This is a genomic window from Stenotrophomonas maltophilia, from assembly GCF_013464485.1.
Lineage (GTDB): Bacteria > Pseudomonadota > Gammaproteobacteria > Xanthomonadales > Xanthomonadaceae > Stenotrophomonas > Stenotrophomonas maltophilia_AW.
This window is the reverse complement of sequence record NZ_RAUX01000013.1, coordinates 50782-64931: the sequence shown is the minus strand read 5'-3', so window position 1 is coordinate 64931 and position 14150 is coordinate 50782. Positions and strand designations below refer to the sequence as shown.

General features: G+C 66.7%; 10 protein-coding genes. 5 read left to right on the top strand and 5 right to left on the bottom strand.

Features of this window, described 5'->3' with window-relative positions; translation table 11 throughout:
• Positions 1-218: 218 nt before the first annotated feature.
• A complete protein-coding gene (locus D7Y61_RS06520; RefSeq protein ID WP_180865605.1) occupies positions 219-1139 on the bottom strand; it encodes a LysR family transcriptional regulator in 921 nt (306 codons plus the stop codon).
• A 140-nt stretch (positions 1140-1279) separates the two neighbouring features.
• Between D7Y61_RS06520 and D7Y61_RS06515 the strand changes: the two genes are divergently transcribed.
• Positions 1280-1981, top strand: a complete 702-nt coding sequence (locus D7Y61_RS06515) for a pirin family protein (RefSeq protein WP_180865604.1) — start codon at positions 1280-1282, stop codon at positions 1979-1981.
• Between the two features lie 91 nt (positions 1982-2072).
• Here D7Y61_RS06515 and D7Y61_RS06510 read toward each other — a convergent pair whose 3' ends face one another.
• A complete protein-coding gene (locus D7Y61_RS06510) occupies positions 2073-4271 on the bottom strand; it encodes a TonB-dependent siderophore receptor (protein ID WP_180865603.1) in 2199 nt (732 codons plus the stop codon).
• A gap of 132 nt (positions 4272-4403) precedes the next feature.
• Entirely contained in the window at positions 4404-5099 is a 696-nt protein-coding gene (locus D7Y61_RS06505; protein WP_180865602.1) for an alpha/beta hydrolase, read from the bottom strand.
• A 184-nt stretch (positions 5100-5283) separates the two neighbouring features.
• Here D7Y61_RS06505 and D7Y61_RS06500 point away from each other — a divergent pair, with 184 nt between their 5' ends.
• A complete protein-coding gene (locus D7Y61_RS06500) occupies positions 5284-6423 on the top strand; it encodes an MFS transporter (protein WP_180865601.1) in 1140 nt (379 codons plus the stop codon).
• An 81-nt stretch (positions 6424-6504) separates the two neighbouring features.
• Here D7Y61_RS06500 and D7Y61_RS06495 read toward each other — a convergent pair whose 3' ends face one another.
• On the bottom strand, positions 6505-7623 hold the full coding sequence (locus D7Y61_RS06495; protein WP_180865600.1) for an alpha/beta fold hydrolase: 1119 nt from the start codon (positions 7621-7623) through the stop codon (positions 6505-6507).
• A 183-nt stretch (positions 7624-7806) separates the two neighbouring features.
• Between D7Y61_RS06495 and D7Y61_RS06490 the strand changes: the two genes are divergently transcribed.
• Positions 7807-9153 carry a c-type cytochrome gene (locus D7Y61_RS06490; RefSeq protein WP_180865599.1) on the top strand — a complete coding sequence of 449 codons (1347 nt, stop codon included), beginning with the start codon at positions 7807-7809 and terminating at the stop codon, positions 9151-9153.
• Entirely contained in the window at positions 9150-10076 is a 927-nt protein-coding gene (locus D7Y61_RS06485; protein WP_180865598.1) for a c-type cytochrome, read from the top strand. The genes D7Y61_RS06490 and D7Y61_RS06485 overlap by 4 nt, the downstream gene beginning before the upstream one ends.
• A 12-nt stretch (positions 10077-10088) precedes the next feature.
• Here the strand turns inward: D7Y61_RS06485 and D7Y61_RS06480 are convergent, their stop codons facing one another.
• Positions 10089-11618 carry an OmpA family protein gene (locus D7Y61_RS06480; protein WP_180865597.1) on the bottom strand — a complete coding sequence of 510 codons (1530 nt, stop codon included), beginning with the start codon at positions 11616-11618 and terminating at the stop codon, positions 10089-10091.
• Positions 11619-11768: 150 nt separating this feature from the next.
• On the opposite strand from D7Y61_RS06480, the gene D7Y61_RS06475 reads away from it, so the two are divergent.
• On the top strand, positions 11769-14147 hold the full coding sequence (locus D7Y61_RS06475; RefSeq protein ID WP_180865596.1) for a TonB-dependent receptor domain-containing protein: 2379 nt from the start codon (positions 11769-11771) through the stop codon (positions 14145-14147).
• Positions 14148-14150 lie beyond the last annotated feature (3 nt).

Here is a 14150-nt window from a genome sequence, read left to right as displayed (position 1 = left end):
TCCGACAGATCGCGGAAAACTGTCGAAGGCGGGGTGGGTCCGGTTGCGGGAGTGTCCGCGGCATGGATGCCGCGGCCAAGCCCCCAAGGACGGGTTTACGGCGTCTCCCGCAACCGGACCCACCCCGCCATCCCTCAGCAAACCAGCTTCTGCTGTTGCTGTTGCTGTTGCTGGTGCTCAAGTTCGTAGCGGGTGCAGGGCGCAGCCCTGCCAAACCCTTACCCCCTGGCCATTGCCTGCCACCACTGCGACAGCAGCTCCGGCCTGCGCAGACGTTCGCGCCACCAGCGCAACGCAGCGCCGTCCTCGCCGGTGCGCCAGGCCAGCCAGAAGGTCTCTTCCGGCTTGTGTTCCTCCACCTCGCGAATCAACAGCTGGCCGCGTGCCACCGCAGCGCGTGCGCACGGTTCAGGCAGGAAGCCGAAGCCCACGCCTTCGCACTGCAGCTTCAGCTTGCTGGCCATGTCCGGCACCGTCAGCATTTCCTGCCCCATCAACAGGCCCACGGTACGCGGCAACAGCCGCCGCGCCGAATCGGAGACCGCGATCGCGCAGTGCTCGACCAGCTGCTCGCGCCCAAGCACACCCGGCACTGCAGCCAATGGATGATCGGGTGCGACCGCGAACACGAACTCCACCGTACCCAGCGGCTCCACCACGTAGCCACCACCACTGGGCCCCTCACCTGGCGCACCGACCAGCAGGTCGGCACGGCGGTCCAGCAAGGCCTCCCAGGTACCGGACAGCGCCTCGCCGATCAGCCGCAGCCGGGTCGGCGCCTCGACCTCGCGGAATGCGGCGATGTCTGGCCCCAGCAGCCAGGTTGGAAACACTGAGTCCACCGCCAGCGTCAGTTCGGTCTCCCAGCCCGACGCCACCCGGCGCACCCGCAGCTCCAGCTCGCGGGCGGCGCGCAGCAGGTGCCGGCCCTCGTCCAGCAGGGCGCGTCCGGCCTCGGTCGGCTCGGCACGCGGGCCAACCCGGTCGAACAGCTGTACGCCCAGATCCTCCTCCAGCTTGGCCACGGTGTACGAGATGGTCGAGGGCACTTTGTGCAGGGCCTTGCCGGCGCCGGCAAAGGAGCCGCGGCGGTCGATGGCATCCAGGATCTGCAGGGCATCGAGGCTGAGCTTGAGCATTCGAATTTTTCGATGATGGCTGTCAAAACTATCCGTTTTTCAAACCCCGGGCGCAAGCGGATACTTCTCTCCAACGGGGAAACACGGCGGCTACAGCCCCACCCCGCCCCATCGAAACCATCGAACAAGGAGATTCCATCATGCTGCAGATCCGCAAGAGCGCTACCCGTGGCCTGGCCGAGCATGGCTGGCTGTCCTCGCGCCATACCTTCTCCTTCGCCAACTACTACGACCCGCGCTACGTCAGCTTCGGCCCGCTGCGGGTGATCAACGAAGACAAGGTGATCGGCGGCCAGGGCTTCGGCACCCACGGCCACAGCAACATGGAAATCATCTCCTACGTGCTGGGCGGTGCGCTGGAGCACAAGGACTCGATGGGCACCGGCTCGGTGCTGCGCTACGGCGACGTGCAGCGCATGAGCGCCGGCAGCGGCGTCACCCACAGCGAGTTCAACCATTCCGCCGACGAGACCGTGCACTTCCTGCAGATCTGGATCTTCCCGGACAGCGAGAACATCACGCCGTCGTACGAGGAGACCCACTTCGCGCCGGAGACCAAGCGCGGCCAGCTGCGCCTGATCGCCTCGCCGGACGGTGCCGACGGCTCGCTGCGCATCCACCAGGATGCCCGCATCTTCGCCACCATCCTCGACGGCGGCCAGAAGCTGCACCATGCGCTCGGCAACGGTCGTGGTGCCTATGTGCAGGTGGCCCGCGGGCAGCTGCAGGTCAACGGCATCACCCTGGAAGCCGGCGATGCGCTGCAGGTCAGCGACGAAGCCCAGCTGACGCTGGAAAACGGCAACGACGCTGAAGTGCTGGTGTTCGACCTGCCGCTGTAACCACAACGCCCGCGCATCTGTAGAGCCGAGCCTACGCTCGGCTGCGCTTTGACCGCCAGCCGAGCGTGGACTCGGCTCTACAAAACCCGCGTCAGAACCTGTAGTTCAAGGTCAGCCGCACATTGCGCGGCTCGCCCCAGGTGTAGGTGCTGTACCAGTTGAAGATCGTGTAGTAACGCTTGTCGAGCAGGTTGTTGACGTTGACCGTGGCCGACAGGCGATCGTTGAACTGGTAGCGCGCCATCGCATCGAGCAACCAGTACGGCTGCGTGCGATGCACCACCTTGGCCCGCGTGGCCGGGTTGGTGATCTCGCCGAAGGTCGAATCCTGCCAGCGTGCGCCACCACCCAGCGTCAGCCCCTGCCAGGCGCCACGCAGGCGGTAGCTGGTGTGCAGGCTGAACTGGTTCTCCGGTTCCAGCGTGGTCACCTTGGTGCCCGCCTGGCGGGCGATCTTATGGGAGAACCCACCCTGCAGCTGCCAGCCCTCGGCCAGCTGACCCGACATTTCAAGCTCGTAACCCTTGGTGCGCACGCCCATCAAGGCGCGGTAGGCATCCTGGCCATTAGGTGTCTTGCCGCCGGTGGGCTGGGCGAAGTTGTCCTGATCAAGCTGGAACAGCGCCGCACTGGCATTGAGGCGTCCATCGAAGAACTCAGCCTTCAGGCCAACCTCGTAGCTGCGGCCCTCCAGTGGATCCAGTGCCTTGCCCTGCTCGTCACGCTCGCCCTGCGGCTTGAAGATGGTGCTGTAGCTGGCATACACCGAGTAATGCTCGCCGAGGTCGTAGACCACGCCGGCATAGGGCACATAAACGCCGGTCTCGCGCGTGTCCGGCGAGCGGTAACTGGCCAGGCGGCTGCCGACGATCAGCTTCAACGGATCGGCCACGTCGAAGCGGCCAACCACGTACAGCCCATTCTCGCGGGTCACTTCATTGTTGTCATAGGTGCGCTGCCACTGCGGCTCGGCAATGTCACCATTCCAGGTTCTGTAGTCCGGCACGGTATCCGGGAACCCCGCCTGCGGGCCGTAGCCGGTATTGGTCCAGCGCTTGCGCGAGGCACTGCCACCGACCACCAGCTCATGCTCGCGGCCGAACAGGCCGAAATGCCCGCTCACATAGAAGTCGGCGGCATTGCTGACGGTCTTGCCGACGTACTTGCCGAGCCACAGGCTGACGCCCTCGCCGGTCAACGGATCAGGATTGCCGGCGGCGGCACCGGCCAGTGCGGCGTCATAGCCATTGACCTGGTGGTTGAGCTGCAGCTTGGCGATCCAATCGTTGGCGAACGTGTGCTCCAACGTGGCGAAACCGGTACGCACGTACTGGCGCCAGCCGGCCCATTGCGCACCATTGTTGAACGAGCGCGGCATGCGGTTGAAGTTGCCAGCGCTGTCCAGCAGCGGAATGCCGCCCCACGTGGAGCCCTTCGGGTCGCTGTCCATCACGTCGCCACCGACCGACAGCAGCGTGCGTTCGCCCAGATCGGCTTCCAACACCGCATAGCCGACCTTGCTGGTGCGCTGGTAGTTGTCCAGGTTGGAGCGCTTGTCTTCCCAGGCACCCACGGCACGGCCGCGCACACGGCCATCAGCAGTCAGCGGACCGCCCACGTCGAGCTCGGCGCGGTAGTCGTCCCAGCGGCCGACACCCAGTGAGGCACTGCCGGCGAAGTCCTTGCCCGGCTTCTTGCGCACCAGGTTGATGGTCGCACCCGGATCGCCCATGCCGGTCAGCAGACCGGTGGCGCCCTTGAGCACTTCGATGCGGTCATAGATCGCAGTATCGCTGAGCGTGTTGCCCGCCGAGTAGGCCGAGTCACGCGACATCGGAATACCGTCGTACTGGAAGTTCTGGATCGCGAAACCACGCGCGTAGTACTCGGTGCGTTCGCTGTCGTAGGTGACGATGCTGATGCCGGGGGTCACCCGCATCACGTCGTCGATGCCGTGCAGGCCGAAGTCATCCATCTGTGCGCGGGTGATCACGCTGATGGTCTGCGGGGTCTGCCGTGGCGTCAGCACCAGGCGGGTCGCGGTGGCAATGGTGCCGGGCGTGTAGGCGCCGCTGCCCTCGGTGATGGTGCCGAGCAGGTTGGCGGTGACCTGCACGGTCTGCAGGGTCTGCGAGGCGGGTGCCGGTTTGGCCTTGTCCTCGTCCTGGGTGGACTGGGCAGCAGCGGTGCCGCTGCTCAGTGCAAGCAGTAGCAGGCCTTGAGCCAGTGCATGCGGCAGCGGCAGGCGACGCGGAAACAAGCGCGGAAAACGGACAGGCACAGACAGCACGGCGGGACCTCCACGATAGGGTGGGATCCTCTGGCGACGGCTGGAGGGAAGAGAGGGACGCGGCAGGAGGGCCGCAGGCGCAGGAGTGTACTCCCCTACGCCCCGGCTGTCGTGCGGTGTGCTGGCGCGAGATCAGCCGCCGATGGCGGCGCAGGCCTCCAGGATCAGCGCGGTCACTTCCTTCGGCTGCGAGGCCAGTGAAGCATGGCTGGCATCGAGCTCCAGCAGGCGCTTGGGCTGCATCCTTGCGGCCATGGCCTTCTGGTTTTCCGGCGCGATCATGCGGTCGTGGCGGGACAGCTCGTACCAGCTCGGCCGGTGCTTCCACGCGGGGTCGCTGACCGTATCGCCGAAAGTGCTGGCCAGCGGCGCCTTCTGGGTCACCGCCATCACCCGGCCTTCGTCGTCGCTCAGGTCCTGGCAGAAGCTCTCATGGAACTTGTCCGCGCGCAGCCACAGGTAGCCGTCGCTGTCCGGGGCGAGGTTCGGCGCCGCTTCCGGCAGGTGCTGCTGGGTGATGCCGCCGGGGCTCTCGCCTGCATCGGGAGCAAAGGCGGCGATGTAGACCAAGCCTTTTACATTGGCCTCGTTGCCTGCCTGGCTGATCACCGCGCCGCCGTAGGAATGGCCGACCAGCAGCACCGGACCGTCGATCTGGCGGATCATCTTCTGGGTGCGCCCGGCATCGTCGGCCAGCGAGGTGAGCGGCAGCTCCACCGCCTGCACGCGGTCGTGGCCACTGCGATGCAGTTCCAGGATCACCTTGGCCCAGTGCGCGGCCCCGCCCCAGAATCCATGGACGAGGAGGATGGTCGGTGTCGTGCTCATGTACGGATCTCCGGCAGCGGCCGGCGGGGTGCCGACCGTGCAGCCACTGTCCTTGAGCGACGTTAATCGCCAGTGACGCGATCGGGTCAGTGCAATCGTATGCGTCGCCCGATGTCACGCATGGCACTTGCCGAGCCGGCCTGAAAACGTTTTCATAAATACCCCCTGGAGCTTCGCATCGCGCATGACGCCTTCATCCCCACGTGCCCAGCAGCACGCCACCCGTGCTGCCTTCTTCATTCCCGGATTCGCCACCGCCGCATGGGCACCGATGGTGCCTTACGCCAAAGCCAAGGCCGGGCTGTCCGATGCCAGCCTCGGTGCCGTGCTGCTGTGCCTCGGCCTCGGCTCGCTGCTGGCGATGCCGCTGGCAGGCGCATTGACGGGGCGGCTGGGCTGCCGCCGGGTGATGGTGATCACCTGCGCGATGATGCTGTGCGCCCTGCCCCTGCTGGTACTGGCACCGACGCCACTGGCACTGGGGGCGGCGCTGTTCGTGTTCGGCGCTGGCGTCGGCGCGCTGGACTGCGCGATGAACATGCAGGCGGTGGCCGTCGAGCGCGATGCCGGGCGGCCGATGATGTCGGGCTTCCATGCCTTCTACAGCATTGGCGGTTTCGTCGGTGCGGGCTGCATGACCGGCCTGCTGGTGCTGGGAACGCCGTTGTGGATGGCCGCGCTGGCCTCGGTGACGGCACTGCTGCTTGTGGCGGCGCTCTCGGCGCCGCACTGGCGCCCGCAACGGATCCTGCATGAGGGGCCGTTGCTGGCGTTGCCACATGGCGTGGTGCTGTTCATCGGCGTGCTGGCCTTCGTGGTGTTCCTCGGCGAAGGCTCGATGCTCGACTGGAGCGCGGTGTTCCTGGCCGAGGTGCGGCAGGTGCCGCGCGACCAGGCCGGGGCTGGCTTTGCGGTGTTCACCCTGGCAATGACCGCGATGCGGTTGTTCGGCGATGGCATCGTCGAGCGCCTCGGCCGCACCCGCACGATCGTCATCGGCGGCATCACCGCAGCGGCGGGCTTCAGCCTGGCCACGCTGGTGCCATCGTTCCCGGTGGTCCTGGCCGGCTACGTGCTGGTCGGGCTGGGCTGCGCCAACATCGTGCCGGCGCTGTTCTCGATGGCCGGCCAGCAGCGAGTGATGCCGGAGAGCATCGCCATCACCGCGGTCACCACGCTGGGCTACGCCGGCATCCTCGCCGGCCCGGCAGCCATCGGTGCGCTGGCTCACGCCACCAGCCTCGGCTTCGCCTTCCTGTGCGTGGCCGCCCTGCTGCTGGGCGTAGCCGCATCCGCCCGCGCACTGGCACAACGCCTGCCCTGATACAAAAAGGGGACGGAGGGGATTAAGTCGTTTCCCGCACACCTGGGTTGGAAACGACTTAATCCCCTCCGTCCCCATTTTTCAGGTGTGGGCCAGCCACTCGGCCTGGGCTGGCAGTTGCGGGGCTGGGCAGGCGCTCTTCGGGTGGTGCTCGTCGCGCGCCATCCAGTCGTCGACCACGCCAGCCAGCAGGTCCAGCCGCAGCGGCAGAGTGATGTGGTCCTCGCCACGCATCTCGATGTAGTGCGCGCGCGGGTTGGCCTGCGCCAGCTCGCGGCCCTGGCTGACCGGAATGTGCTGGTCGCCCTGCCCGTGCAGCAGCAGCACGCAGGCACGGGTATCGGCCAGCGCGCGCGCCACGTCCACGCGGTCCAGATCGACATCGATGCGGCGGCTGGCGGCGGCGATCACCTGGTTGATATCCTGGCCGCCGTAGCGCCAGCGCGCGTAGGAGGCCACCGCCTGCGCCTTCAAGCCTTCCGGCTGCAGCCCCATGAGGTGCGGAATCATCGTGCGGATGGCCACACCTGCGTTGGCAAACGATTCCATCGCCACCACGCCTTCCACCTGGTCGCCGAGCTTGTCGGCTGTGAACACCGCTGTGGCGGCACCATAGGAAACGCCGAACAGGTACAGCGGGCCGGTCACTTCGCCGCGCGCACGCAGCTCGTTGATCACATCGACCACATCGTCCGATTCGTAGGTGCCATAGCCGGACGGCCCCGCACCGGACTGGCCATGGTTGCGCAGGTCGAGCGTGACCACGCGGTAGCCGGATTCGGCCAGCTGAAGAGACCACGGCAGCATCGAATCACCGTTCATCATCCAGCCGTGCAGCAGCACCACGGTGCCGCGTGGCGCCTGCGCGCGGAACGGCTGCGGTACCGCCAGGCTCAGCCCGGTATCCAGCGGCAGGCCGTTCTCGTGGCGCTGCGGCAGGTAGCGGTAGCGCGCGCCGTAATCACCGGGATCGAACACGCGCCAGAAGATCGGCACGCCATCGCGACCGGGTGCGAAGCCGTGGCGGTTGGGCAGTTCGGCAATGGCCGCGGCGATGCGCGGGCGATCGAGCAGGGTCGACACGCCACCCGGCGCGATCAGCCAATCGGCGAGCGAGGTGGACGACGCGTTGATCGAAGAAGAGCATGCAGCCAGCCACAGGCCGGCGCACGCCAGCAACAACAGCAGCAGGCGCTTCATGGGCAATCAGGGAAAAGGTGCGACAGCGTGGCAGGTTAGCGACGCGGGCGCCGGCCATCTATCGCGCGCGGATGACGGCTTGATGACAACGCAGGAACGATTCAGCTTGGTGTACAAGCTGTATCCGTTCAGTCATTGATCCGGATCAAGGAACGCGCGCACGGGAATGCGCACAGTGCCGCCATGCGCACCTCGTTCAAGCTCGCCATTGCCCTGGCCGCCACGCTGGCCGCCGCCTACGGCATCGCCCGCACCACGCCCTACTGGTTCGCACCGCGACAGACGGCGCAGGTCGACATCCACGATCCAACGCTGATCGCGCAGGGACAGTACCTGTCGCGCGCGGCCGACTGCGCGGCCTGCCACACCGCGCCCGGCGGCAAGCCGTTCGCCGGTGGCCTCGGCATGCAGACGCCGATGGGCACGATCTACTCGACCAACATCACGCCTGATCCGGACACTGGCATTGGCACCTACGACTACGCCGACTTCGAGCGCGCGGTGCGCCGCGGCTTCCGTCACGATGGGCAGCCTTTGTACCCGGCAATGCCGTACGCCTCGTACGTGATCGCCAGCGACGCCGAGATCAAGGCGCTGTACGCCTACTTCATGGGCTCGGTGCAGCCGGTGAAGCAGGACAACGCCGACAGCACGATTCCGTGGCCCGCCAACATGCGCTGGCCACTGGCCTGGTGGCAGCTTCTGTTCGCACGCCCGCGCACGTTCAACCCGGATCCATCGCTGGATGCCAGCCAACAGCGCGGTGCCGAACTGGTGGAAGGCCTGGCCCACTGCGGCGCCTGCCACACACCACGCGGGTTGGCGTTCCAGGAAAAGGCGATGGCCGATGATGGCAGCCGCCAGTTCCTGTCCGGCTCGGTGCTGGAAGGCTGGTATGCGAAGAACCTGCGCAATGAATCGACAGGTCTGGCCAGCTGGAGCGAGGGCGAGATCGTCGACTTCCTGCGCACCGGACGAACCGATCGTTCGGCGGCCTTCGGTGGCATGGCCGATGTGGTCGAGCACAGCACCCAATACCTGTCCGACGCCGATCTGCTGGCGATGGCGCGTTACCTGAAGCAGCTGCCGGCACGCGAGGGCCGTAGCGCGCAATGGTCGGCTGGTGCGGATACCACCACCACCGCGATGCGCAGCGGCGACTACCGCGTCGCCGGGTCGCTGGCCTATGCCGAGCACTGCCAGGCCTGCCATCGCGCCGACGGCCGCGGCATGCCGCGCGTCTACCCGGCCCTGGCCGGCAATTCGATCGTGTTCGCTGACGACCCCAGTTCGCTGGTGCAGGTGACCCTGATCGGCGGCCGCACGCCGCATACGCCGCATGACCGCATGGCCTTCACCATGCCCGGCTTCGAGCAGCTGCCGAACGCGCAGCTGGCACAGATCCTGACCTTCATCCGCAGCAGCTGGGGCAACCAGGCCAGCGCGGTGAGCGAGGTCGACGTGGCGCGGATGCGCCGGGTGGTGCGCGACAAGCCGGTCCACTACGTTCCGCAGGAGGCCGCACGATGAAGCGTTCGCGCAGACGTTCCCGCTGGCTCATCGGCAGCGCCATCACCCTTGTGCTGCTGGCCGGTGCCGGCACCCTCGCCTATCGTCATCTGTACCCGGACCTGGACGCCGCGGCGGCCAGCACGCTCGACATCCTCGATGCGCAGGGCAAGGTGGTCGGGCACTACCAGGCGCCCAGTGCCGAAGAGATCGCCGCGCTCGGCAACGCCGAGTCGGTGATGCTCGGCCGTCGCCTCCTCAACGAAACCGCACGGCTGCTGCCGGACAACGTCGGCAACGACCTGAACTGCAATTCGTGCCACATGGCCGAGGGCAAGCGGCCGCTTGGCAACCACTACTTCAACACTGGCGGTGGTGCCTATCCGCGTTACATGCCGCGCCCGGGCAAGGTGATCGGGCTGACCGAGCGCATCAACGGCTGCCTGCAGCGTTCGATGAACGGCAAGCCGCTGCCGAAGGACGCGCCGCAGATGCGCGCGATGCTCGACTACATGGCGTGGCTGAGCAGTCCTGTGCCGGACGGTGCAAAGGTCGCCGCTCCAAGCGAAGGCCCGATCAACAACACACTGACGCCGGACCCGATCCGCGGCCAGGCGCTGTACGCCGTGCAGTGTGCCGCCTGCCATGGCGACAACGGCGAAGGCCGGCGCGACGCCAGCGGTGACATCGCCTTCCCGCCGCTGTGGGGTGACCACAGCTTCAACATCGGCGCCGGCATGGCGCGCCTCTACAAGGCCGCAGGTTTCGTCAAGCACAACATGCCACCGGCAGTGACCCGCGAGCCCCCGCTCGGGCAGCAGGTGATGCCCGACCAGGATGCGGTGGACATCGCCAGCTACTTCATCAACCAACCGCGGCCGGACTTCGCCAACAAGGCCAAGGACTGGCCGCGCGACCCGAAACCCAAGGACGCGCGGTACTGAGGAGGGCGTGGTTCAGCGCTTGACCAGCTCGACCCGGCGATTGCGCGCTTTGCCTTGCTCGCTGCCATTGTCGGCTACCGGCCTGTCGGCACCGAAGCCGGCCGCCTGCAGGCGGTCGGCGGCGATGCCCTTGGCGGTCAACGCCGCCACCACCGACCGCGCACGATCCTCGGACAAGCTGCGGTTGTGCGCGGCCGCGCCACTGTTGTCGGTGTGGCCTTCGATCGACAGTTTCAGCGACGGGTCGGCACGCAGCAGGTCCAGCACCTGCGCCAGTTGCGGTTCGGACGTCGGCAGGATCTGCGCCTTGTCGGTGGCGAAGTTGACCTGGATCGCCACGCGGCCGTCGCTGTCCAGCTTCTTCTTCAACGCATCGGCCGGCAGCAGCGCCGCGGTCTGGGTGAAACCCTTGCGCTCGACCACGACCCAGCCTGCGCTGAGGTATTCGAGGCGAGCATGTACCCACACCTGGCGGCCGTCAGCCAGATCGACGCGATAGACAACGGTGTCGTAGTTGTCCCAGCTGTAGCTGGCCGCGTTGCCGTAGGACGACTGCACCTGCTTCGACACACCCTCGGCCGCCTCGTGCGGGATGCGCCCCTCGAACACCTTGGTGCCGTTGACCTGGGCCATCATCGCCTCAAGGTTGCGACGGACTTCATGCATCGAGTATTCGCGCTCGCCCTTGTCGAAATCGGCAGCGAAGGTGCGGCCCTCGACCGGTTCGAAGTGATCTCCGGTCCAGAACGGGAAGGCATCGAAATCACGCTGCTCGGGCGTGTTGCGCTCACGATAGCCGGCCGGCAGGGACAGGTGCGGGAAACTGTCCGACCACTGCGCGGTGGCCTTGAACGGAACGTCATCCACGACCACCAGACCGGCGCCGTTGCTGTCCACCGCCAGCTGCACCCACACGGTGCGGTTGGCCTGGCGCAGCACGTAGACGGTGGTGGGTGCGTCCTGTTCACCGTTCACCGCATCGATGAAGCCACCACCGATCTCGCCTTCCAGTTGCGGGCCGTAGTAGATGTCGCGCAGCAGCGTGCCTTCAAAGACCTTGCGGCCGCCAGCGGCGGTGATCACACCGTCGAAGTTGCGCTGCACTTCCAGCGCAGAGAACGCCTTGTCGGGGGCCGCCTCACTGTCGGTCACGATGCGTGCCGACCAGCTCGGACCTTCCACCCAATGCACACCCTCGCCCATCCGGAACGGGAAGCGCGCCCAGGCGCGCGGGTGCGGGGCGTTCTGCGGCGCGTAGCCCTGCGGCAGGCTGAAGAACGGCAGTCCGCCCAGCGCGGTGTCGCTCAGCGGCACGCTGCTGGTGTCGAAAGGCACCAGCGGCACCGGCTTGCCATCGCGGTCGGTGAGTGCGGTGCCGTCGGCGGCGGCCGTTGAACCCGCTGGGGCGGCGGCCGGTGCTGCGGCCTCGTCCGCCGTGGCTGGCGCAGGCGGTGCCACCTCTCCATCCGAGGGCGTCCGGTTGCACCCTGCCAGCAGCACCAGGGCTGCACCTCCCAGCCAGATCTTCGATCGCTTCTGCATCGTCACCACCTCAGGTCCATTGAAGTGCCGAGCATACCCGAAGGCCGTGACCGCCCCCACAGTGCCATCGTTCCTGCGCTGCCACGTCATCCCGATGTCATTGGCGCTGCCGACACTCCGGGGTTTCCTCCCTCTGAAGGTCCGGTTTCGATGCGAACGATTGCGCGTTTTCCCCGCGTCTCGCTGCTGGCCCTGCTGATCGCCCCCGCGCTGGACGCCCTCGCAGAAGCACCGCAGGGCGATACGGGCGAAGCGCGCAGCAGCGATGCGCGTACCCTCGACCAGGTACAGGTGATTGGTCAGGCCACCAGCTACGCGAAGACGTCGGTGCGCGCGGAAACACTGAACCGGCAGACCGTGATGAGCAGCGTCAACGACGCGCTCAACGAAGTGCCCGGCGTGGTGGTCAGCGAGGCCGATGCCACCGGTTCGTCGGTGTGGGGCACGCAGATCAGCATGCGCGGCTTCGTGACCAACCGTGACACCCAGCAGATCGGCACCACCATCGACGGCCTGCCCAATGGCGGCTCGGGCTACGGTGGCGGTTCGCTGGCCAACCGCTACATCGATACCCTGGACCTGGAAACAGTGGAAGTCAGCCAGGGCACTGCCGACATCTCCTCGCGCTCGAACGAAGCCCTCGGCGGCACCCTGAACTTCCTTACCAGCGATCCGCTGCAGGACAGCCGCCTGCGCTTCGTGGTCGGTGCCGGTGACAACGAAGCGCGCAAGTACTACGTGCGCTACGACACCGGCCTGCTCGGCGGCCATACCCGCGCCTGGGTCAGCGCTTCTTCCGCACGTGTGCACGACTGGATCGATGGCAGCGGCAAGACCAGCAACGACCACATCGCCGGCAAGTTCATCACCGAGCTGGATCGCTGGACGCTGACCGGCTACCTGTCCTACAACGATGCCGACGAGCCGGAGTACACCAGCGTCTCGCCGAAGGGCTTCGCCACCAATCCGGACCGCGACAACCTGGTCGGCACCCTCACCGGCATTCCGTACCTGGACCAGAACTACCGTTCCGGCTCGCGTGCGCTGCGCGAGAACACCTTCGGCTACCTGCGCGCGGCCTTCGACGGCGGCAACGGCTTCAAGGCCTCGGTGGCGGCTTACGGGCACCGCATGGAAGGTCGTGGCGACTGGCTGCCCCCCTACCTGGCGCAGGTCAGCGATGATGGTGCCGGTCGCCCGGAGTCGGAGTACATCGGTGGAAAGACCGTGTACGGTGGCAGTAACCGCGGCCAGATTTTCTTCGTCAATCCCGATGGCAGCGCCGCGCAGCGCCTGGCCAGCTGCACCCCACGGCTGGGCTTCACCGCCGAGTACGATCCGAACTGCTACGCGGGCAACGTGCTGGGTGCGCAGTCGTATCGCCATACCCACTACGACAACGACCGCATGGGCGTGACCGCCGACGTCGAGTGGCGACAGACCTTCGGCGCGGTCGACAACACGATCCGTGGCGGCCTGTGGGTGGAGAAGCTGGACCGTTCGGCGCGCCGCGACTGGCATCGCCTTCTCAATGTCGGCCAGAGCATCGACTTCGACCACCAGCCGTACTGGGTGCAGTTCGAAGACAAGTACAAGGTTGACGAGCAGATGTACTACATCGAGGACGTGGCCCGCTTCGGTCCGTTCAGCGCGCGCCTGGGCGTGAAGCAGTTCTTCGTCGACCAGTCGCGCCGCCGCGTGATCGGTGCCAGCGAGCACGTCAAATCCGATTCCAGGTCCGATCCGCTGCTGTCCACCGGCTTCACCTGGGCGCCCGGTGTGGAAGGCATGGAGCTGTTCGCTGGCTTCTCGCAGAACTTCGCCGCCATTCCCTCCGGCGTGCTCGGCGAGACCGACCCGCAGCGCTTCCGCAACGTCGAGCCCGAAACCGCCGACAACATCGAAGTGGGCATGCGCCTCAGCCGCTGGCCGCTGACCGCTTCGGTCACGCTCTACAACATCAAGTTCGACAACCGCATCGTCTACCTGCCGGCGGGCTTCGTCAGCGGCATCGACTACCTGGGCGAGACCGACGGCGTCTACGAAAACTTCGGTGGCGTGGAAAGCAACGGCCTGGAAGCGGCGTTCGGCTATGGTTGGGACAATGGCTGGCGGATCAACGCGGCCTACACCTACAACCGTTCCAAGTACCTGGGCAGCGGCAATGCCGCCCGCGATACCCAGCTGGGCATCGTCGACGGCGCCAAGGTAATCGGCCAGCCGGAGAACACCCTGGTGCTGTCGGCCGACTGGCAGGGCACCAACTGGAACTTCGGCCTCTCCGGGCGTTACCAGGGCACGCGCTATCTCGATGCCGCCGACGTCAACAAGCTGCCTTCGGCCACCGTGTTCAACGCCAACATCGGCTTCGACCTGCAGGGCCTGTCGCCGCGCCTGAAGGGCATGGGTGCCAACCTGGTGGTGAGCAACCTCACCGATAAGCGGTATCTTGCAGGGGTGGACGGCCGCGACAACGCCTTCATCGGCGCTCCGCGCACCGTCGGCATCTCCTTCCGCGTGGACCTGTGAGTG